Source organism: Allobosea sp. LC85 (assembly GCF_000735605.1).
In the GTDB taxonomy this organism is placed as follows: Bacteria; Pseudomonadota; Alphaproteobacteria; order Rhizobiales; family Beijerinckiaceae; genus Allobosea.
On sequence record NZ_JPKG01000007.1, the window covers coordinates 48,030 to 67,807 of the forward strand.

15 protein-coding genes are annotated in these 19,778 nt (G+C 64.0%); 10 read left to right on the forward strand and 5 right to left on the reverse strand.

Annotation, left to right across the window (positions count from 1 at the left end):
- Positions 1 to 306 precede the first annotated feature (306 nt).
- Positions 307 to 1,239, forward strand: a complete 933-nt coding sequence (gene argC / locus FG93_RS03895; RefSeq protein ID WP_043232310.1) for an N-acetyl-gamma-glutamyl-phosphate reductase — start codon at positions 307 to 309, stop codon at positions 1,237 to 1,239.
- Between the two features lie 365 nt (positions 1,240 to 1,604).
- Here argC and FG93_RS03900 read toward each other — a convergent pair whose 3' ends face one another.
- On the reverse strand, positions 1,605 to 2,453 hold the full coding sequence (locus FG93_RS03900) for a fumarylacetoacetate hydrolase family protein (protein WP_043232088.1): 849 nt from the start codon (positions 2,451 to 2,453) through the stop codon (positions 1,605 to 1,607).
- A gap of 433 nt (positions 2,454 to 2,886) precedes the next feature.
- On the opposite strand from FG93_RS03900, the gene FG93_RS03905 reads away from it, so the two are divergent.
- Positions 2,887 to 4,218, forward strand: coding sequence for an OmpP1/FadL family transporter (locus FG93_RS03905; RefSeq protein WP_052513357.1), 1,332 nt, complete (start codon positions 2,887 to 2,889; stop codon positions 4,216 to 4,218).
- Between the two features lie 181 nt (positions 4,219 to 4,399).
- On the opposite strand, the gene phaC is transcribed toward FG93_RS03905, so the two are convergent.
- A complete protein-coding gene (gene phaC, locus FG93_RS03910) occupies positions 4,400 to 6,223 on the reverse strand; it encodes a class I poly(R)-hydroxyalkanoic acid synthase (RefSeq protein ID WP_052513358.1) in 1,824 nt (607 codons plus the stop codon).
- Between the two features lie 116 nt (positions 6,224 to 6,339).
- Here phaC and FG93_RS03915 point away from each other — a divergent pair, with 116 nt between their 5' ends.
- The 7 genes from FG93_RS03915 (at position 6,340) to glpX (ending at position 13,274) form a co-directional block, all read left to right on the forward strand.
- On the forward strand, positions 6,340 to 6,690 hold the full coding sequence (locus FG93_RS03915) for a hypothetical protein (RefSeq protein WP_052513359.1): 351 nt from the start codon (positions 6,340 to 6,342) through the stop codon (positions 6,688 to 6,690).
- Between the two features lie 288 nt (positions 6,691 to 6,978).
- Positions 6,979 to 7,815, forward strand: coding sequence for a class D beta-lactamase (gene blaOXA / locus FG93_RS03920; RefSeq protein ID WP_043232090.1), 837 nt, complete (start codon positions 6,979 to 6,981; stop codon positions 7,813 to 7,815).
- 221 nt (positions 7,816 to 8,036) lie between these two features.
- Positions 8,037 to 9,257 carry an LL-diaminopimelate aminotransferase gene (locus FG93_RS03925; RefSeq protein WP_043232319.1) on the forward strand — a complete coding sequence of 407 codons (1,221 nt, stop codon included), beginning with the start codon at positions 8,037 to 8,039 and terminating at the stop codon, positions 9,255 to 9,257.
- 77 nt (positions 9,258 to 9,334) lie between these two features.
- The gene (locus FG93_RS03930; protein ID WP_043232092.1) at positions 9,335 to 9,766 is read left to right on the forward strand and encodes a hypothetical protein; all 432 of its coding nucleotides are present in this window, start codon (positions 9,335 to 9,337) and stop codon (positions 9,764 to 9,766) included.
- Positions 9,767 to 9,943: 177 nt separating this feature from the next.
- Positions 9,944 to 10,759 carry a class I SAM-dependent methyltransferase gene (locus tag FG93_RS03935; RefSeq protein WP_043232094.1) on the forward strand — a complete coding sequence of 272 codons (816 nt, stop codon included), beginning with the start codon at positions 9,944 to 9,946 and terminating at the stop codon, positions 10,757 to 10,759.
- Positions 10,760 to 10,867: 108 nt separating this feature from the next.
- Complete coding sequence (locus tag FG93_RS03940) at positions 10,868 to 12,214, forward strand: homoserine dehydrogenase (RefSeq protein ID WP_052513360.1); 1,347 nt, start codon at positions 10,868 to 10,870, stop codon at positions 12,212 to 12,214.
- A 64-nt stretch (positions 12,215 to 12,278) separates the two neighbouring features.
- Positions 12,279 to 13,274 carry a class II fructose-bisphosphatase gene (glpX, locus tag FG93_RS03945; RefSeq protein ID WP_043232096.1) on the forward strand — a complete coding sequence of 332 codons (996 nt, stop codon included), beginning with the start codon at positions 12,279 to 12,281 and terminating at the stop codon, positions 13,272 to 13,274.
- A gap of 128 nt (positions 13,275 to 13,402) precedes the next feature.
- On the opposite strand, the gene FG93_RS03950 is transcribed toward glpX, so the two are convergent.
- A complete protein-coding gene (locus tag FG93_RS03950) occupies positions 13,403 to 14,296 on the reverse strand; it encodes a LysR family transcriptional regulator (protein WP_043232097.1) in 894 nt (297 codons plus the stop codon).
- 120 nt (positions 14,297 to 14,416) lie between these two features.
- Here FG93_RS03950 and ilvD point away from each other — a divergent pair, with 120 nt between their 5' ends.
- Positions 14,417 to 16,090, forward strand: a complete 1,674-nt coding sequence (ilvD, locus tag FG93_RS03955; RefSeq protein ID WP_043232323.1) for a dihydroxy-acid dehydratase — start codon at positions 14,417 to 14,419, stop codon at positions 16,088 to 16,090.
- A gap of 292 nt (positions 16,091 to 16,382) precedes the next feature.
- Here ilvD and FG93_RS03960 read toward each other — a convergent pair whose 3' ends face one another.
- Together FG93_RS03960 and aspT are read right to left on the reverse strand one after the other, a co-directional pair.
- Positions 16,383 to 18,032: a bifunctional aspartate transaminase/aspartate 4-decarboxylase gene (locus tag FG93_RS03960; protein WP_052513361.1), complete on the reverse strand. Its 1,650-nt coding sequence runs from the start codon at positions 18,030 to 18,032 to the stop codon at positions 16,383 to 16,385.
- Positions 18,033 to 18,050: 18 nt separating this feature from the next.
- The gene (gene aspT / locus FG93_RS03965; protein WP_043232099.1) at positions 18,051 to 19,736 is read right to left on the reverse strand and encodes an aspartate-alanine antiporter; all 1,686 of its coding nucleotides are present in this window, start codon (positions 19,734 to 19,736) and stop codon (positions 18,051 to 18,053) included.
- Positions 19,737 to 19,778 lie beyond the last annotated feature (42 nt).

A 19,778-nucleotide genomic window follows, 5' to 3' on the forward strand; every position in this document is an offset into this window, starting at 1 on the left:
CGCCAAGCGATTCCATCCATTGGCAAATCCGGCATGACGCAAACCTCTTTCCCGTCGGGCGAGAGGTTTGCCGCGCTTGGCAGGGCGACGTCGCGTCACATGCCGATTGACAGGGGCGGCGCCCTCCCACATATCAACGTCATGATCATGTGCTCGATCCGACGTCGCACCGACCAGGCCGCCCCGGCGCGCCCGCGATGACGCTCGGCTGAACCCCGAACTGTCCGCGAACCGCGCCCGGAGCGCGGTTTTTTTATGCCTGCAGCTGACCTATCAATGAGCGCGAGCCCGCTCTCGGAGGCCCTGATGAGCCAGAACCTGAAATCGATCTTCATCGACGGCGAAGCCGGCACGACCGGCCTTGGCATTCGCGACCGGCTGGCAGAGGTGCCGGAGGTCGTCGTGAAGAGCATCGATCCCGACAAGCGCAAGGACCCGGCCGCCCGCAAGGCGATGATGGCGGGGGTCGATCTCGTCGTGCTCTGCCTGCCCGACGAGGCGGCGAAGGAATCGGTCGCGCTCGCCGACGAGCTCGGCGCAGACGCTCCCAAGATCGTCGATGCAGCGACCGCCCATCGCATCGCGCCGGGCTGGGTCTATGGCTTTGCCGAACTCGCGCCCGGCCATGCCGCAAGGATCGCCAATGCCAACCGTGTCTCCAATCCCGGATGCTATCCCACCGGCGGCATCGCGCTGCTGCGGCCGCTGGTCGATGCGGGCTTGCTCGCGCAGGATCATGCGGTGACGATCAACGCCGTTTCCGGCTATTCGGGCGGCGGCAAGAGCATGATCGAGGCCCATGAAGCGGATACCGCGCCGTCCTTCGAGCTCTATGGGCTGGGGCTGAAGCACAAGCATCTGCCGGAGCTGCAGGAATATGCGCGCCTGACGCGGCGGCCGATCTTCGTGCCGTCCGTCGGCAATTTCCGCCAGGGCATGCTCGTCTCGGTGCCGCTGCATCTCGAGACGCTACCGGGCAAGCCGAAGGTCGCCGACCTGCACGATGCGCTGGCGGCGCGTTATGCCGGCTCGACCTATGTCAAGGTCGTCCCGGCCGAGGCCGACGGCAAGCTGGAAGCGGAGTCTCTCAACGACACCAACCAGCTCGAGTTGCGCGTCTTCGGCAATGAGGAGTTGCGGCAGGCGGTGCTGGTCGCCAGGCTCGACAATCTCGGCAAGGGCGCCTCGGGTGCTGCCGTGCAGAATATCCGCCTGATGCTTGGGCTTAACGGAGCCTAGCCCCTGGGAATGTCCGCGAAGGCGAGAGGCCCGGCCGCAAGCCGGGCCTTTTCGGTTGGCATGAGGGGGCGCCCCGGCAGCTGGCCGGAGGCATCGTGACGTAGCGTCACTTAACGGGGTCGTGATGACCTGATGCCTTGACCTCCCCCAAATGGGGGTAGCCGATGATGGCAGGGATGGCCTCTATCGAGGCTCGGTTGTGTCTAGCGTTTTGTCGCTACGGCGGCTGGCGGTTTTCCGACACGAGACCCGAGACTAGTCCCCACCGCCTTGGCTGCCTCTGTGGCAGGCGTGAGCGACATGATTTGCGGTGTGGGCAACGCCGCCATGGCTGGGTCAAGCAGCCATGGCGGCGTCTTTTTATCTCAGCCCTTGTAGGGGACGAAGTTCTGCTTCTGCGTGCCGAGGCCGTCGATGCCGAGAGCGACGACCTCGCCGCCCTTCAGGAAGCGCGGTGGCTTGAAGCCGAGGCCAACGCCGGGCGGCGTACCGGTGGTGATGACATCACCCGGATCGAGCCGCATGAACTGGCTGATATAGTGCACAAGATAAGCGGCACCGAAGATCATCGTCTTGGTCGAGCCGTTCTGGACACGCTCGCCATCGACCTCGAGCCACATGCCGAGATTCTGGATGTCGGCGATCTCGTCGGGCGTCACCAGCCAGGGGCCGAGAGGGCCGAAAGTCGGGCAGCCCTTGCCCTTGGCCCATTGGCCGCCGCGCTCGGTCTGGAATTCACGTTCGGAGACGTCATTGCAGACGCAGAAGCCCGCGATCGCGGCCATCGCGTCCTTCTCGGCGATATAGGAACCGCCATCGCCGATCACGATCGCAAGCTCGACTTCCCAGTCGGTCTTCTTCGAGTTCTTCGGGATGGTGACATCGTCATAGGGGCCGACGATGCAGTTCGGCGCCTTGTTGAACAGGATCGGCTCGGCCGGGATCGGCGCGCCGGTCTCGGCCGCATGATCGGCGAAGTTGAGGCCGACGGCGATGAAGTTGCGCACATCGCCGACGCAGGCGCCAATGCGCGGCGAGCCCTGCACCGCGGGAAGCGATTCGGCATCGAGCGCCTTGAGTGCAGCAAGCGAGGCCGAGGTCAGTGCCTTGCCGGCGATGTCCGGAACCTTGCCCGAGAGGTCGCGCAGCACCCCCTTGGAGTCCAGCAGCGCGGGCTTTTCTTGGCCGAAAGCGCCATAACGTACCAGTTTCACGTCGTTTCCCCCGTTTCAATCGATATGATCAATGGTGGCGCGATCCTGTGCGGACGGGGCGCTCGAGGCAAGCGGTTCCTGCGCATGACGCAGCTGCACAGGGGTGACCCCGAAACTTGTTGCGGGAATGCAACGGCCGTCGTCAAAGCACAGCGCTTCTGCAACCAGCAGACGCGGCCCTGCAGAACTGCCACCTGCGCAGAATTTGCGATAGTTCGTATGTAAACGATATTTTTGGCGCGCCGACTTGATCGTGGTCGCAGAAATTCGCCGCTTTTGGCCGATTCTGTCCGCTGCGACGCCGATGCGTGGAGAAGCATGGCGAAATTGTGCCGTTCAGGGCGGGATTGCGGCAGAAACCCGAGCGCGGCATGTTCGTCGGCGAAGCGGGTGATTTGCCCGAAAAAACGTCAATCCTGGGGATGGGTACTCGATGAAGAGCATCGTTCGCTACACCGCCGCTGCTACCGTTTCGGTCGCTGCTCTTCTTGCTGCCGGCTCTGCCTCTGCCAGCTCTTTCGCAATCCGTTCGGGCCAGAGCGCCGAGGGCCTCGGCATGGCCTATGCAGGCGCCGCGGCGGGCGGCATTGGCATGGGTTCGATGGCCTGGAACCCGGCCACCATCACCATGTTCCCGGGCCGCAACAGCAACTGGAACATCACCTATCTCAAGGCGAGCGCCGATTACCAACCGACACAGCAGACGCGCGTGGTCACCCCGCTGGGCACCTTTCCCAATGCGCTGCTGGGCGGCAGCCCGGCGGGAACCGGCGACCTCGGCGGCGACGGCGCTCTCATCCCTGCCACCTATGGCGCATGGCAGTTGACCGATCGGTTCTGGATCGGTCTCACGACCGGCGCCCCGTTCGGACTGCGCTCGAAGACCGATTTTGCTCACGCGGCCCAGATTTACGGCCGCTCGGCCAAGGTCGGCACCTACAACGTCTCGCCGACCTTCGGCTATCAGGTCAATGACTGGCTCGCCATCGGTGGCGCCGTGCAGGTCCAGTATTTCAAGACGAAGCTGAAGCAGGCCGTTGGCGTCAGGGCCACTGACCCAAGCGCCATTCTCGAAGGCGACTCGGTCGATTTCGGCTACCGTTTCGGTATTAACCTGACCCCCTGGGCCGGCACCAATATCGGTCTCGCCTATCGTTCCTCGATCCGTCAGACACTCGAAGGCGATTTCAATACGGGGGCGGCGGTGCTCCCGATCAAGGCCAATCTGAACCTGCCGGACTCGGTGGTGTTTGGTCTGTCGCAGGTCATCAACGAGCAGTGGCAGGCTCATGTGGGTGTCGAGTGGACGAACTGGAGCCGCTTCCGCAACATTCCGATCGTCAACGAGCTCAATGGCCGGCCTGTCACCAGCCTGAATTTCCAGTATGACGACAGCTGGTTCTTCTCGGCCAGTCTCGAATACAAGTACAACCGCGACCTGACGCTGCGTGCCGGTGCCGGTTACGAGCTCTCCGCGGTGAACGACACCAACCGCACCGTCTTCATCTCGGATAATGACCGTCTCTGGCTCTCGGCCGGTGCGAGCTACCAGATCAACGACAGGCTCAAGATGGATGTCGGTTACACCTACATCCATGTCGAGAAGGCGAGCGTGAACTATCTGGGCGCGCATCCGCAGCAGGGGCCGGTGCTCTACGCGGCGGAGGCCAAGCCTGAGGTCCATGTCGTCTCGGCGGCGCTGACCTATCGTTGGGACAATCCGCAGGAGCCGATCCCGATGCGCCCGGTGGTGCGGAAGAACTGATCGACGCATCCGCGCCGAAGAAAAAGCCGGCCCAAGGGCCGGCTTTTTTGTTATGCGGAAGGCTAAAGCATCGGCCCGAAAAGTGGATTGCGGTTTTCGGGGCAAAGCCGATGCAAACACAAAAAGGTTAGATCATCGGTCCGGATACGATTTCCGGTCCGATGATCTATGAGGCTGGGGTTCAAACCCGGATCTTGACGTAGCTCCCCGGTGCGTCCTCGAGCGGCGCCAGCGCGCCGCCGCCCGGCTCACGCGCCGGCAGCAGCTTCGGCGCCTGCGAAGTCACCCAGCCGAGCCAGTGCGGCCACCAGGAACCCGGGTGCTCGATTGCAGCCTTGGCCCAGTCGCCGAAGACGCCCTCGGGCCTGCCGCCGGTCCAGTACTGGTATTTCACCTTGCTCGGCGGGTTGATCACGCCCGCGATATGACCGGAGCCCGCCATGACATAATCGACCGGCCCGCCAAAGCATTGCGAGCCGATGAAGACTGACTGGGCCGGAGCGATGTGGTCTTCCTTGGCGGCGAGATTATAGATCGGAATCTTCACCGCCTTCAGATCGAGCGTCTTCCCGCCGATCGTCATTTCGCCCTTCGCGAGCCGGTTCTCCAGATAGCAGCCGCGCAGGTAGAACGAGTGGTTGGCGGCCGGCATCCGCGTCGAATCGGAGTTCCAGTAGAGCAGGTCGAAGGCGGTCGGGAGCTTGCCCTTCAGATAGTTGTTGACGGCATAGGACCAGATCAGGTCGTTCGGCCGCAGCATGTTGAAGGCTCCGGCCATGCGCGCGCCGTCGAGATAGCCGCGCTGTGCCATCTGCTCTTCGACTGCGCGGATCTGATCCTCATCGACGAAGACCGAGAGTTCGCCCGCCTTGGAAAAATCGACCTGCGTCGTGAAGAAGGTCGCGCTCTCGATGCGCTTGTCCCTGGTCGCCGCCATATAGGCGAGGGTGACGCCAAGCAGCGTGCCGCCGACGCAATAACCGATGGCGGTCACGCGCTTTTCGCCGGTCGCCTGCTCGACCGCGTCGAGAGCCTCGAAGATGCCCTCGCGCATATAGCTCTCGAAGTCCTTGGCGGCGTGGCGCTCATCGGGATTGACCCAGGAGATGCAGAAGACAGTCAGTCCCTGCGCCACGCACCAGCGGATGAAGCTCTTCTCGGCGTTGAGATCGAGGATATAGAACTTGTTGATCCAGGGTGGCACGATCAGCAGCGGTCGCTTGAAGACCTGCTCGGTCGACGGTGCGTACTGGATCAACTCCATGATCTCGTTGCGGTAGATGACCTTGCCGGGCGTGGTGGCGATGTTGACGCCGACCTCGAAAGCGCCCCCGTCCGACTGGCGGATCTTGAGTTCGCCGCCGCCGGCTTCGACATCCTCGGCCAGCATCTTCATCCCGCGCACGAGGTTCTCGCCGTTCTGCTTGAGCGTCTCGCGCAGGAGTTCGGGGTTCGTTGCGACGAAGTTCGAGGGCGAGAGCGCGCTGGCGATCTGCTTGACGTAGAAGCGAGCCTTCTCGCGCGTATGCGGGTCCAGGTCCTCGGCGCGATCCACCAACGACTCGGCCCAGCGTGAGCCGATCAGATAGGCCTGCTTGACGAAATCGAACATCGGGTGGGCCGACCAGTCCGGATCGGCAAAGCGCGCATCGCGCTTGTCCGGTTCGGCGACGGGCGCTGCTTCCTCGCCGCTGGCCCGTTTCAGGGTCGAGGCCCACAGGCTCATGAAGTCGCTGGTCAGCGAGGCTTGCGCCTCGATCACCTTGCGCGGGTCCGTCACCCAGCGTTCTGCGACGCGGCCAATAGTCTTGACCATCTCGCTGACCTCGTCGGCGGCGCCAGTCTTCGCTTCGCCGCGCTCGATCGGCTTCAGATAGGCGGCCGTGACCTTTCCGGCTTCCTCCATGAAGCGCCCCATGTTCTGGGCGAGCAGGTCGAAATCCGGCACAGGCGCTTCGTCCGAGCCGGCGGGACCCTTCGGCGTGTCGTCGGCTGGCGGGCACATGAATCATCTCCCCTTGCCACGTCTTTTGCGGAAGCCCTTGCTTCCTATTTTGGTCCCATTAAGGACGTAAACGATATGGTGTAAAAAGATAATTCTGCAACGCGTCGGACCTGCTCATGTCACTCAACAATCCTCTGACGAGGTTCCTGCCGCTGTTGCTTCTCTGCGCCCCGATTCTCGCCGGCTGTGCGGGGGATGGCATGAAGGGTGTTGCGGAGGCCGCGGGGCTTGCGACCACGCCGCAGGAATCGAAGCCCTTCGTCAAGGAGAGCCGCTCGACGACGCGGGATTACATCTCCGTCGGCTCGTCCGCGACGCGCGCTGCCCCGCGCAAGCCCGTGGCGGATTTCAAGACGCTCGAAACCGACCTCGAAGCCAAGCGCATCTCGAACGAGGCTGCCGGAGAGCAGGCCAAGTCCCTGGGCGCGACGCCGCCGCCGGCGCCAGCCACGGTTCCGACCAACTGATCCGCGATTCGACTAATGCATCGGCCCGAAAAGTGGATTCCGGTTTTCGGGGCAAAGCCGACGCAAACACAGAAGATTAGATCATCGGTCCGGATACGATATCCGGTCCAATGATCTAACCGCCTATTTTCTCGGGCGGCGATTGGATCTTCGGGCTCGCCCGCTCCGTCGGGCAGTCCCGCCTTCACCAATCCGTCAGGTTAATTCCGGCTTTCCGGGACCGCGCCATATCCGGGACAGGCGGGCTCGCTAGGGCAGGGGGCGTTGCCGCTCCGGAGACCGTGCCCCATGGCGCAAGCAGACCACCGTTCATTCTCCTTCGCCACGGCCATGCTGATTGCGGGGGCCCTGCTGCCCCGGCCGGCGCAGGCCCAGCCGGTTCCGGCGAAGCCGTATCTCGACTGCACGCTCATTCTCGATGCGGCATCGGGAAAGACACTCCATCGCGAAGGGACCTGCGACAAGCGCTTCAGCCCCGCATCGACCTTCAAGGTGCCGCTTGCTGCAATCGGCTACGACGCGGGCATCCTCGAAGACCAGCACAAACCACTCTGGGAGTATCGGCCGCGCTTCAACGCGGTGGCGCGGGATCGCAAGCCTGTCGATCCGACGATCTGGGAAGCGGATTCTGTCATCTGGTACTCACGCGAAATCGCCGCCCGGCTTGGGCCCAAGAGCTTCGCGGCCCATGTTTCGAAGCTCGGCTACGGCAATGGCAATGTCTCGGGTGATCCCGGCAAGAACAATGGACTGACCCATTCCTGGATCTCGTCGTCGCTGACCATCTCGCCCGAGGAGCAGGCGGGCTTCCTGCGGCGTCTCCTGTCCGGTTCGCTGCCGGTTTCCGGCAAAGCCCATGAGATGACCAGAGCGATCCTTCCCAGCTTCGGTGCCGGAGACTGGACCGTGAAGGGCAAGACCGGCAGAATCTGGCTTCGGAACGCCGCCGGGGAAATCGATCGGACGCGGCCTGTCGGCTGGTTCGTCGGCTGGGCTGACGACAAGGACAGGCGCGTCGTCTTCGCGCGCTTGCGTATCGGCGCGGAACGGACGGAGGGCATACCCGGCCGGAAACTCCGCGACGCCTTCCTGAAGGAGCTGCCCGTATTGCTGAAGGCGAAATGACCGGCACAATCGATGCTGTCGCCATGACATATCGGACGCGAACCGGAGCGGCCCCGGACTGTGTGCCTATGCGAGAGGCCTGAGGCGCCGCTGCCACGGCGCCGCGTTTCGTCGAAAATTGCGTCTTGTGGCCTGTCCTGACCGAAGATGCGATGCTATGGGCAGTCAACGCACAATTGTGACGGGCCGGTTCTCGCGGCTCGTCCAGGGACATGTTCGAAATGACTGATTTTCATCGCATCAAGCGCTTGCCGCCCTATGTTTTCGAACAGGTCAACAAGATCAAGGCAGCCGAACGGGCCAAGGGCGTCGATATCATCGACCTCGGCATGGGCAATCCCGATCTGCCGGCGCCGAAACATGTCATCGAAAAACTGGTCGAAACCGCCGGCAAGCCGCGCACGGACCGCTATTCCGCCTCCAAGGGCATTGCCGGCCTGCGCCGGGCCCAGGCGCATTATTATGCGCGTCGGTTCGGCGTGAAGCTCAATCCCGACACCCAGGTCGTCGCGACGCTGGGCTCGAAGGAGGGCTTCGCCAATATGGCGCAGGCGATCACCGGCCCGGGCGATGTCGTGCTCGTGCCGAATCCGAGCTATCCGATTCACGCCTTCGGCTTCCTGATGGCGGGTGGGGTCATCCGTTCGGTCCCCGCTGAGCCGACGCCGGCCTTCTTCCCCGCCTTGGAGCGGGCGATGATCCATTCGGTGCCCAAGCCGATCGCGCTCGTCACCTGCTATCCGGCGAACCCGACCGCCTATACCGCGTCGCTCGATTTCTACCGCGACCTCGTCGCCTTCGCGAAGAAGCACGAGCTGATCCTGCTGTCCGATCTCGCCTATGCCGAGGTCTATTTCGACGAGAACGACCCACCGCCCTCGATGTTGCAGGTGCCGGGCGCCATGGACGTCACGGTCGAGTTCACCTCGATGTCGAAGACTTTCTCGATGGCCGGCTGGCGCATGGGTTTTGCCGTCGGCAACGAGCGCCTGCTCGCGGCGCTGGCGCGGGTCAAATCCTATCTCGATTACGGCGCCTATACGCCGATCCAGGTCGCCGCGGCGGCAGCGCTGAATGGCCCGGACGATTGCATCCGCGAGATGCGCGAGATCTATCGCAAGCGCCGCGACGCGCTTGTCGAAAGCTTCGGCAAGGCCGGCTGGGAATTCCCCGCACCGCGGGCCTCGATGTTTGCCTGGGTGCCGATCCCGGAAAAATTCCGCCATCTCGGCTCGCTCGAGTTCTCGAAGCTGCTGATCGAGAAGGCCGAGGTCGCCGTCGCGCCCGGCATTGGCTTTGGCGAACATGGCGACGAGTTCGTCCGCATCGCCATCGTCGAGAACGAGCAGCGCATCCGGCAGGCAGCCCGGAATATCGGTCGCTTCCTCAAGGGTGCGGACCAAACGCTTCACAACGTCATCCAGATATCCAAAGCCGGGTAAGCTGAGCTAAGACGAGGGCGCGATGGCCGGCGCAGACGCGCCGCCATCGGTCTTGCAGTTTGGGGCAGGGGCTCGGCATGTTCAGCAAAGGCCGCTTGATCGGCATCGGTTTTGGCCTGTTCGCGCTGGTCTGCCTCGTCGTCACCTATGATTATTCGCGCGGGCGCAACACGCAGACGAACTCGCCGCTGGTGTCGGATGTCCTCACCGCGACTCGCTCCAATGAGTGCGGCCGGGACGCGACCGAGATTGCCGCGCGCTATTTCCCCCTGGGACTGGAGCAGGCCGAAGCCGAACGGCGCCTGGGCACCATCAGCATCGTGCCGCCTGCAGCCTGGTTCTGGCGGCCCGCGATCGAGAACGCGACGACCTGGACCGGGCCGACGCTGGAAGCGCTGCACACCATCAAGACCACGGCTTTCGGCAATCAGCTGCTGCGCCTGCATCTGACCTTTGTCGATGGCAAGTTGAAGCGGCTCGCGGCCGAGGTCGTCTGCCGGTTCGACTGACGCCTGGGCGCAATCAGACGACAGCGACCCAGGCCCACACCAGCGTCGAGCCATTTGAGATATCCGTTTCGCGGCCGCATTCTCCAGCGTAAGCTCCTTCGGCTTGGATACGCGCGAACGACCGGCTGCGGCTCGGTCCAGCGCCAGATCGAACGTCCTGCCTCACAGGAGCGTGCCATGGCATCGACCGACAAGCTCTTCGCGGGGCCGATCCCTGAAATCTACGACCGCCTTCTCGTTCCGCTGCTCTTCGAAACTTACGCTGCCGATCTTGCCGACCGTGTCGCGCAGGCGAAACCGCAGCGCATCCTGGAAATCGCGGCCGGCACCGGCGCGTTGACGCGGGCGATGGCAGCCAGGCTCGATGGTGAGGCGCGTTTCGTCGCATCCGACCTAAATCAGCCGATGCTCGACCGAGCCGCAGAGCGACTGGGTGCGGATGCAAGAATCACCTGGCAGCAGGCCGATGCGCTCGCTCTCCCGTTCGAGGATCGCCGCTTCGATCTCGTGGCCTGCCAGTTCGGGGTGATGTTCTTTCCGGACAAGGCGCAGGGCTACAAGGAGGCGTACCGCGTCCTGAAGCCTGGCGGGCGCTACCTTTTCAATGTCTGGGACAGCATTGCGGAGAACGAGTTTCCGCAGGTCGTGACGGAGGCGCTGGCGACGATGTTCCCGACCGATCCGCCACGCTTCATGGAGCGCGTCCCGCATGGTTATCATGACCTGGATGCGATCCGCCGGGAACTTGCTGGCGCAGGCTTTGATGCGATCGCGATCGAGACCGTGACCCGCAAGAGCAGGGCAGGATCAGCTCAGGAGGCGGCGACGGCCTATTGCCAGGGCACACCGCTGCGGGCGGAAATCGAAACGCGTGATCCATCCGGTCTGGAAGCTGCCACCAACGCCTCGGCCGAGGCGTTGGCTCGCCGGTTCGGAAGCGGGCCGATCGAAGGGCGGATCAGCGCGCATGTGGTGTCTGCTATGAAGCCTTGATTGGTTGCCGGCGCTGAGCTGAGAAACCGCGCCCGTCGCACCAGGCTTCGGACCGAACCGTGCATCCGCTCCGTTGACTCGCCCGTTGTCGCGTGCGACCCCGGCGACATGACGACGCTCGCTCCCTCACCCGGTCCCGCTCCCCTGCGCGTTGGCGTGGCCGGCCTCGGCACGGTCGGCGCTTCGGTGCTGCGCATCCTCAACCGCCATGAAAATGCCATTGCGGCGCGCTGCGGCCGCGCCGTGCGTGTGACGGCCGTTTCGGCCCGCGACCGAACCCGTGATCGCGGCATTGATCTCGACGGCTTCACCTGGTTCGACGATCCGGTCGAGCTGGCTCGCTCTTCGCAGATCGATTGCTTCGTCGAGCTCGTCGGCGGTTCGGACGGGGTTGCCAAGGCAGCGGTCGAGGCCGCTCTGTCCTCCGGAAAGTCGGTGGTGACCGCCAACAAGGCGCTGCTTGCGCACCACGGCGTCGCGCTTGCCGCGCTCGCCGAAGAGAAGGGCGTGGCGCTTGCGTTCGAAGCGTCCTCCGCCGGCGGCATTCCGGTGGTCAAGACGCTGCGCGAGGCGCTCTCCGGGAACAATGTCTCGCGGCTCTATGGCATCCTCAACGGCACCTGCAATTACATCCTCTCGCGCATGGAGATGGAGGGGCTGACCTTCGAGGCCTGCCTCAAGGATGCCCAGCGTCTCGGCTATGCTGAGGCCGACCCGACCTTCGACGTCGAGGGCTACGACACGGCCCATAAGCTTGCCATCCTGACCAGCCTCGCATTCGGGGTGAAGATCGACGCCGAAGCGATTCATGTCGAAGGTATTTCCTCGATCGCGCCGCTCGATCTCAAGATGGCCGACGAGCTCGGCTACCGTATCAAGCTGCTCGGCGTCGCCGAGCGCACCCGCACCGGCATCGAGCAGCGTGTGCATCCGACGATGGTGCCGAAATCCTCCGCCATCGCGCAGGTCATGGGCGTTACCAATGCGGTCACGATCGATGCAGACGCGGTCCGCGAACTGACCCTGGTTGGTCCGGGCGCCGGTGGCGATCCCACTGCGTCTGCCGTCGTTGCCGATATCACCGATGTCGCGAGCGGCACCGCTGGCTTGCCCTTCGGCCTGCCGGTCTCCCGGCTCGAACAGCCGGTGCGCGCGCCGATGCAGCGCCACGAAGGCGGCTACTATATCCGCCTCGCGGTCGCCGACCGGCCGGGCGCGGCTGCTGCCATCGCCACCCGCATGGCGCAGGCCGATATCTCGCTCGAGAGCATCGTCCAGCATCGCTCGGAAGCCGCCGCCACCCGGGATCCGACGGGGCGCTCCGGGGCTCCGGTGCCGGTTGTGCTCATCACCTACGCCACCAGCGAGTCGGCGATCCGCGACGCGCTCGAAAAGGTCACCGCCGACGGTCACATTGCTGAACCGCCGCAGGTGATAAGGATTGAACGGGAATAGGCCTTCGGCCCCCCGCGTCTCCGACGTGCCGATTGCCGACTGCTGAATAGTTCGAGGGAGCCTCATGTCCGAACTCACCATCGCCTCAACCCATATCATCGAGCGCTATCTCTCGATGGAACTGGTCCGTGTCACCGAGCGTGCAGCGGTCTCCGCGGCGCGCCTGCGCGGCCATGGCAATGAGAAGGCGGCCGACCAGGCAGCGGTCGACGCCATGCGCCGCGAGCTCAACCGCCTGCCGATCGATGGCGAGATCGTCATCGGCGAGGGCGAGCGCGACGAGGCCCCGATGCTCTTCATCGGCGAGAAGGTCGGAAACCGGCACGGGCCCAAGGTCCACATCGCCGTCGACCCGCTCGAGGGCACGACGCTTTGCGCCAAGGACATGCCCGGCGCCATCGCCGTCATGGCCATGGCTGAAGCCGGCAAGCTGCTCTATGCGCCCGACGTCTACATGGACAAGATCGCGATCGGCCCTGGCTATGCACAGGGTGTCATCGATCTCGACGCATCGCCGACCGACAACATCCATGCGCTCGCCAGGGCCAAGGGCGTGAAGCCGAACGAGATCAGCGCGCTGGTCATGGACCGCCCGCGCCATGCCAAGCTGATCGAGGAGATCCGCAAGACCGGTGCGTCGATCCGCCTGATCACCGATGGCGACGTCGCCGGCGTGATCTTCTGCACCGAGCCTGCCAAGACCGGCATCGACATCTATATGGGCATTGGCGGTGCGCCCGAGGGCGTGCTGGCGGCGGCGGCGCTGCGCTGCGTCGGCGGCCAGATGCAGGGCCGCCTGATCCTCGATACCGAGGAGAAGCGCAAGCGCGCCCATGGCATGGGCGTCCTCGATCCGAACAAGAAGTATGACATGTCCGAGATGGCCTCGGGCGACGTCATCGTCTCCGCCACCGGCGTCACCGACGGCGGCATGCTGTCCGGAGTGAAGTTCGGCAAGGAGGTGATCGAGACCGAGACCATCGTCTACCGCTCGATCACCGGCACGGTCCGCCGCATCTATGGCGAGCACCGCGAATTCGGTAAGTTCAAGCTCGATTGAGACGGCGAGGCCCAGCGCCTCGCCGGGACAGGATTTTGAACAACGGCCGGGCATGTCCCGGCCGTTGCTTTTCGGGAGGGCTGCCTCGCACTGCGACGGGGGCATCCTCGCCCGTGCGGGCCAAACGTCTAGGACGCGATCTCGAGGAAACGCTGCAGCGTCGCCGAGCTGTTGGCCGCACGCCAGACCAGGCCGGTTTCGATCTCCGGAGCGGAATCCTGCAGCGGCAGGTAATGCGCCCCGCATCGGCGCAAGTTGGTCATGGATTGCGGCACGAGTGCTATGCCCATGCCGGCAGCGACGAGCCCGATGATCGTCTGCATCTGGATCGCCTCCTGATGGACGGCAAAGGCCACGCCATGTTCGGCGAAATAGCCGGACACGATGTCGTGGAACGCCGGGGCGATGTGGCGCGGAAACAGAATGAGGGGTGCGGCCATGATCGCCTCGGCGCGCAACGTCTCGGCCGTGAAGCCGGGGCGGCGCGCCGCGATCCAGGCCTCGGGAACAGCGGCGACCAATGGCTCGCGCAGGAGCGGGCGATAATTGAGCGTGGCCTGCAAGGCTTTGCGGTCCGGGGCGATGATCATGCCCGCGTCGATTTCCTCGTTCAGCACAGCCTCGATCTGGATGTCGCTGGTCGCCTCGCGCAGCGAGACCGCGACATGCGGAAAACTCTGGCGAAACTGGCTGACCATCCCCGGGAGCACGCTGTAATCGGCCGTGCTGACGAAGGCGAGGCGCAGGCTGCCGAGCTCGCCGCGCGAGAGGCGGCGGGCGGTTTCCGGCAGCCCGGCGGCCTTGTCGAGGACGGCGCGCGCATGAGCAAGCCATTCCTTGCCGACAGGCGTCAGGGCGACGCTACGCTTCGTCCGCACGAAGAGCTGCACGCCCAATTCACCCTCCAGGGCCTGGATCGACTGGCTCAGGGGCGGTTGCGTCATTCCCAGGCGCTCTGCGGCGCGGCCGAAATGCAGTTCCTCTGCGACGGAAAGGAAATGGCGGAGCTGACGGAGGTCCATGAGGTCTTCTAATATGCCACGCGACCTAATAGCGATGAAAAAGTATATTTCTCATTAGATTGGAGCCGCTCTAAAACGCGCTCACCACATCCGAATGCCGCCGACCGGGAGCACATGCCCATGCCCTTCAACGACCGTTCCAAGAATATCACCCAGGGCATCGCCCGCTCGCCGAACCGCGCGATGTATTACGCACTGGGTTACGAGAAGGCGGATTTCGACAAGCCCATGATCGGCATCGCCAACGGGCATTCGACGATCACGCCCTGCAATGCCGGCCTGCAACCGCTGGCGGACGCCGCGATCGCGGCGGTCAAGGCCGCCGGCGCCAATCCGCAGGTCTTCGGCACGCCGACGATCTCGGACGGCATGTCGATGGGCACTGAGGGCATGAAATACTCCCTCGTCTCGCGCGAGGTCATTGCCGACTGCGTCGAAACCTCGGTGCAGGGCCAGTGGATGGACGGCGTGCTCGTCCTCGGCGGCTGCGACAAGAACATGCCGGGCGGCATGATCGGCATTTTGCGGGCCAATGCGCCGGCGATCTATGTTTATGGCGGCACCATCAAGCCCGGAAAATGGAAGGGTGAGGATCTCTCGATCGTCTCGGCCTTCGAGGCGGTCGGTGCCTTCATGGCCGGCAAGATGAGCCAGGAGGACTTTGACGGGATCGAGCGCAACGCCTGCCCGACGACCGGTTCCTGTGGCGGAATGTATACCGCAAACACCATGAGCTCTTCGTTCGAAGCGCTCGGCATGTCGCTGCTCTATTCCTCGAACATGGCCAATCCCGATCAGGAGAAGGTCGACAGCACCGCTGAATCGGCCCGGGTTCTGGTCGAGGCGGTGAAGAAGGGCATCAAGCCGCGCGATATCGTCACGCGCAAGTCGATCGAGAACGCGGTTGCGCTGATCATGGCGACCGGCGGTTCGACCAATGCCGTGCTGCATTATCTTGCGATCGCCCATGCCGCCGAGGTGGAGTGGACGCTGGATGATTTCGAGCGCGTTCGCCGCAAGGTTCCGGTGATCTGCGACCTCAAGCCCTCCGGCAAATACATGGCAGTCGATCTGCATCAGGCCGGCGGCGTTCCGCAGGTGCTGAAGGTGCTGCTCAATGCCGGCCTTCTGCATGGCGATTGCCTGACCATCACCGGGCGCACCATGGCGGAAGAGCTGGCCCATGTGCCGGATGTGCCGGGAGCCTCGCAGGAGGTGATCCGCCCGATCAGCGGAGCGCTCTACAAGGAGGGTCACCTCGCCATCCTCAGGGGCAATCTCGCCGAGGGCGGTGCGGTTGCGAAGATCTCGGGCCTGAAGAGCCCCGTCATCAGCGGTCCGGCTCGGGTCTTCGAGGACGAGCAATCGGCGATGGAAGCCATCCTCTCCGACAAGATCCGCCCCGGCGATGTCCTGGTCCTGCGCTATCTCGGACCGAAGGGTGGGCCGGGCATGCCTGAAATGCTGGCTCCGACCTCGGCGATCATCGGCCGGGGCCTCGGCGACAGCGTCGGCCTGATCACGGATGGCCGCTTCTCCGGCGGCACCTGGGGCATGGTCGTCGGCCATGTCACGCCGGAGGCGTTCGAGGGCGGCACCATCGCACTCGTCCACGAAGGCGACCAGATCACGATCGACGCTCACAAACTGCTGCTGCAGCTCGATGTCGACGCGGCCGAGATCGAACGCAGACGGTCTTCCTGGACGCAGCCGGAGCCCCGCTACAAGCGCGGCGTTCTGGCCAAGTATTCAGCGCTCGCACGCTCCGCCAGCGAAGGCGCGGTGACGGGATAATTCCGAAGCGAATTTCGAAACGAACGCTTCTGATGATGGCCGGGCTCGTCCCGGCCATTTTCATTCAGATTGCTCGCCGCGCACTCGCGCAATCGCTGAAATGTGTGCCGGCCGACGGATCCCCCGGCGCCTCCTTCGCGTTACGACAGTGCTGGGTTCCTTCGCGGGAACGTGCCAAGCGCCACACCTTACGTCTTGCCGCACCTGCGGGATTTGTCCGGAGCCATGTCGCGGCATCACCCCAAACCGAATGTTGCGGTCCGGGATGATGCGACCGCCGATCGAAGTGTGATCAGGTTTTCTTCTTCTTGCCCGGCTTCTTCGCGGCTGAAACCTTGGCCTTGGCCGGTTTCCCGCCCTTCTTCTTGAACTCCGCATAGAATTCATCCGCCATGCCGAGCAAGGCGTGGCCGATCCGGGCATATTCGAACTCGTTCAGATTGGCGAGCGAGACGCGACCTGCCGGTTGCTGCGTGCCGAAACCGCGACCGGGCAGGAGCACGATGCCCGTCTCGTCGGCGACCCGGAACAGAAGGTCGCCGGCGCTCGCGCGATCCTTGACCCAGGCTGCGAATTCGGGGCCGTGAAGCTTGCGCGCGATATCTTCGAGATCGAGCAGGGTGTAGTAGTCGACGGCATTCGGCCCGGTTTCAGGCGGAAGTCCGAGCTCGCGGTAGAGCGCCGCTTCGCGCCGCCTGATCAGCGTCTTGAGTTCGGTCTTGTAGTTGTCGCCCTCGTCCATCAGCGCGAAGAGCGAGAACAGCACCATCTGCACCTGCTGCGGCGTCGACAGGCCGGCCGTGTGGTTGAGTGCAACCGTGCGGCTGTCGGCGACCAGCCGGTCGATGAACTTGAAGGAACGCACATCGGGAAGCAGCGAGCCGTAGCGCTTGTCGAGCCCGACCTTGGCGGACTCGGGCAAGGCTGCGAGCTGATCGTCGAAGATGTTCTGCTTGTGCGTCGCGATGACGCCGAGCCGCCAGCCGGTCGCACCGAAATACTTCGAGAACGAATAGACCAGCATGGTGTTCTGCGGGCAGATCGCGAAGAGCGACCGGAAATCATCGGCGAAGGTCCCATAGACATCGTCGGTGAGGATGGTGAGGTCCGGCCGGTGATCCCGGACGATGCGCGCGACCGTCTCCAGGCTGCGGTCGTCCATCTTGACGGAAGGCGGATTGCTCGGGTTGACGCAGAAGAACACCTTGATCGCCGGGTCCTTGAGTTTCTCGAGCTCCTTGTCCGGATATTGCCAATCCTGTTTGGGGTCGGCGTTGATCGCGACTTCTTCCAACCCGTATTCGTCGAGTTCCGGGATCTCGATATAGGGTGTGAACACGGGCAGGCCGATGGCGACCTTGTCGCCGCGCTTGACCAGGCCGTTCTGCTTCAGCGTGTTGAAGATATAGGTCATCGCGGCGGTTCCGCCTTCGACGGCGAAGAGATCGACGCTCGCCGCAGGCAGGAAGCCGCCGATCATCTCCTTGACGATGTATTGCCGGACGATGTCCTCGCTGACCTTCAGCATGCGTGGCGGCACGGGGTAATTGCTGCCCAGGATGCCTTCGACCATTTCATGCAGGAATTCCGAGGCTGAAAGCCCGAGCTGGTCACGGACATAGCTGAGGGCGCGCCCGAGGAAGACGACGCCCTGCTGGTCGCGATGCTCGGCTGTGAAGCGCTCGAACCGTCCCTCGATGCCCGCGATCTTGGGCAACCCGCCGACGCCGTTCTGCATGTAGGAATAGCTGAGCTCCGCTTCTGCGACGGCAAACAGGCCGAGGCGGAAGAAAGCCCGTCGCGGCAGCGTGGCCAGAAAGTTCGGATTGCCGCGCCCGGCATTCAGCATCAGCCGGTTTTCCCTGCTGGAGGCGAGCTTGATCAGCTCGTCCTTCAGCTCGAAGGGGCTCAGCTTGGCGTATTGCGAATAGTCGGTGGTCATGGGGCGTCTCCGGCTGGTTCAGGCAAAGGCGACGACGAGGGGGCCCAGCAAGGTGAGGAAGACATTCGCCAGCGCGTAGGTGATCGCGAAGGGCGTGGTCGGGATGGAGTTGCCGGCCTTGTCGAGCACCTCGCCAAAGGCGGGATTGGCGCTACGCGAGCCTGAGAGGGCACCGGCGAAGATGGCGGTGTTGTCGTAGCGAAGGATATAGCGGCCAACCAGCATGGTGATGATCAGCGGCAGGATCGTCACGATGACCCCGGCGATGAAGATCGAAACGCCGCTTTGCATGACCGTGCTGACCGCCTGCAGGCCCGATTGCAGGCCGACGACCGCAACGAAGCCCGCGAGGCCGAGGTCCCGCAGCAGGGTCGAGGCCGGCGTCGGCATGTTGCCGATCGTCAGGTTGCGGCTGCGATACCAGCCGAAGGCGAGGCCGGAGAGCAACGCGCCGCCGCCGCTGCCGAGAGTCAGCGGGATCGAACCGATGCGAATGACGAGGAGTCCGATCAGCAGGCCGACGACGAGGCCGCAGCCATGGAAGACGAAATCCGTCTTGTCGCTGGGCAGGATGATGCTGCCGACGATCCGTGCCATGCGCTGTACATCGTCCGACGTGCCGTAGAGGGTGACGACGTCGCCGGGCTCGATCATCGTGTCGCCCTTCAGCACAATCGGCTTGCCGGCTCGTTTGACCTCGATGACATAGATGCCGTGGCGGAGCTGCCCCGCGGTTGCCGCATTGATCTCGGCGACCGTCTTGCGCACGAAATCGGGATTGGTGATCGCGACGTCGCGTGTGACGACGATGACATCCATGCCTTCCGAGGATTGCAGCTCGGGGCCGAGCTCGGGGGCCAGTCCGACGACGCCGACCCGTCGACCGATGACAAGGACGATGTCGCCGGCTGTCAATTGCAGTGAAGGCTGCACCGCGATCAGGGCGCCGCCACGCTTGACGCGTTCGATACTGACGGGAGAAAGCGCCCTCCCTTCCAGGTCTGCAACCGTCTTCCCGGCTCCGGCCTCGATGCGGAAGATGCGGCCGACGAGATCGGGAGCGGCGGCATGTTCGCCGGCTCCATAGATCCTGGCGCCGGCCAGAAGTTCGGTCTCGGCCTTGATCGCATCGTCGCGGATGGTGCGCCCCATCAGCCAGGGCAGGACGTTGACGCAGATGATGATCGCGCCGAACGAGCCGAAGATATAGGTGACGGCATAGCCGACCGCGACATTGCCCTGCAGCCGCTGCACCTCTTCGGCTGCGAGGCCGAGCTTGCCGATGGCGGCGCTCGCAGTGCCGATGATGGCCGACTGGGTCAGGCCACCGGCCGCAATGCCGGCGGCGAGGCCCTTGTCCAGCCCCATCAGCCGCGCCAGCACGACGACGGTCGCCAGACCGCTGAGGGCGAGGACCGCCGCCATGACGATCTCGCGGATCGATCGGCGGCCGAGGGAGCGGAAGAATTGCGGTCCGCTTTCGAAACCGACCGCGTAGATGAACAGGGCGAAGAGGACCGATTTGATGCCGTTGTCGATGGAGACGCCGACCTGGCTGATCACCACGGCCACGAGCAGCGAACCGGCGACGCCGCCAAGCTGGAATTTCCCGAACTGGAACTTGCCGATCCAGTATCCGAGCGCCAGCGACAAGAAGAGCGCGATTTCGGGGGATTGGTTCAGGACAGAGTGAACCCAGGACACGAGGCCTCCTTGGTATCGACAAAGTCTTCCGCTGAGGAATTT

Excerpts from the sequence above, each read along its gene's own strand:
- argC (WP_043232310.1), top strand. The coding sequence starts at position 307 with ATGAGCCAGAACCTGAAATCGATCTTCATCGACGGCGAAGCCGGCACG.
- FG93_RS03905 (WP_052513357.1), top strand. The coding sequence starts at position 2,887 with ATGAAGAGCATCGTTCGCTACACCGCCGCTGCTACCGTTTCGGTCGCT.
- phaC (WP_052513358.1), bottom strand. The coding sequence starts at position 6,223 with ATGTGCCCGCCAGCCGACGACACGCCGAAGGGTCCCGCCGGCTCGGAC.
- FG93_RS03915 (WP_052513359.1), top strand. The coding sequence starts at position 6,340 with ATGTCACTCAACAATCCTCTGACGAGGTTCCTGCCGCTGTTGCTTCTC.
- blaOXA (WP_043232090.1), top strand. The coding sequence starts at position 6,979 with ATGGCGCAAGCAGACCACCGTTCATTCTCCTTCGCCACGGCCATGCTG.
- FG93_RS03925 (WP_043232319.1), top strand. The coding sequence starts at position 8,037 with ATGACTGATTTTCATCGCATCAAGCGCTTGCCGCCCTATGTTTTCGAA.
- FG93_RS03930 (WP_043232092.1), top strand. The coding sequence starts at position 9,335 with ATGTTCAGCAAAGGCCGCTTGATCGGCATCGGTTTTGGCCTGTTCGCG.
- FG93_RS03935 (WP_043232094.1), top strand. The coding sequence starts at position 9,944 with ATGGCATCGACCGACAAGCTCTTCGCGGGGCCGATCCCTGAAATCTAC.
- FG93_RS03940 (WP_052513360.1), top strand. The coding sequence starts at position 10,868 with ATGACGACGCTCGCTCCCTCACCCGGTCCCGCTCCCCTGCGCGTTGGC.
- glpX (WP_043232096.1), top strand. The coding sequence starts at position 12,279 with ATGTCCGAACTCACCATCGCCTCAACCCATATCATCGAGCGCTATCTC.
- FG93_RS03950 (WP_043232097.1), bottom strand. The coding sequence starts at position 14,296 with ATGGACCTCCGTCAGCTCCGCCATTTCCTTTCCGTCGCAGAGGAACTG.
- ilvD (WP_043232323.1), top strand. The coding sequence starts at position 14,417 with ATGCCCTTCAACGACCGTTCCAAGAATATCACCCAGGGCATCGCCCGC.
- FG93_RS03960 (WP_052513361.1), bottom strand. The coding sequence starts at position 18,032 with ATGACCACCGACTATTCGCAATACGCCAAGCTGAGCCCCTTCGAGCTG.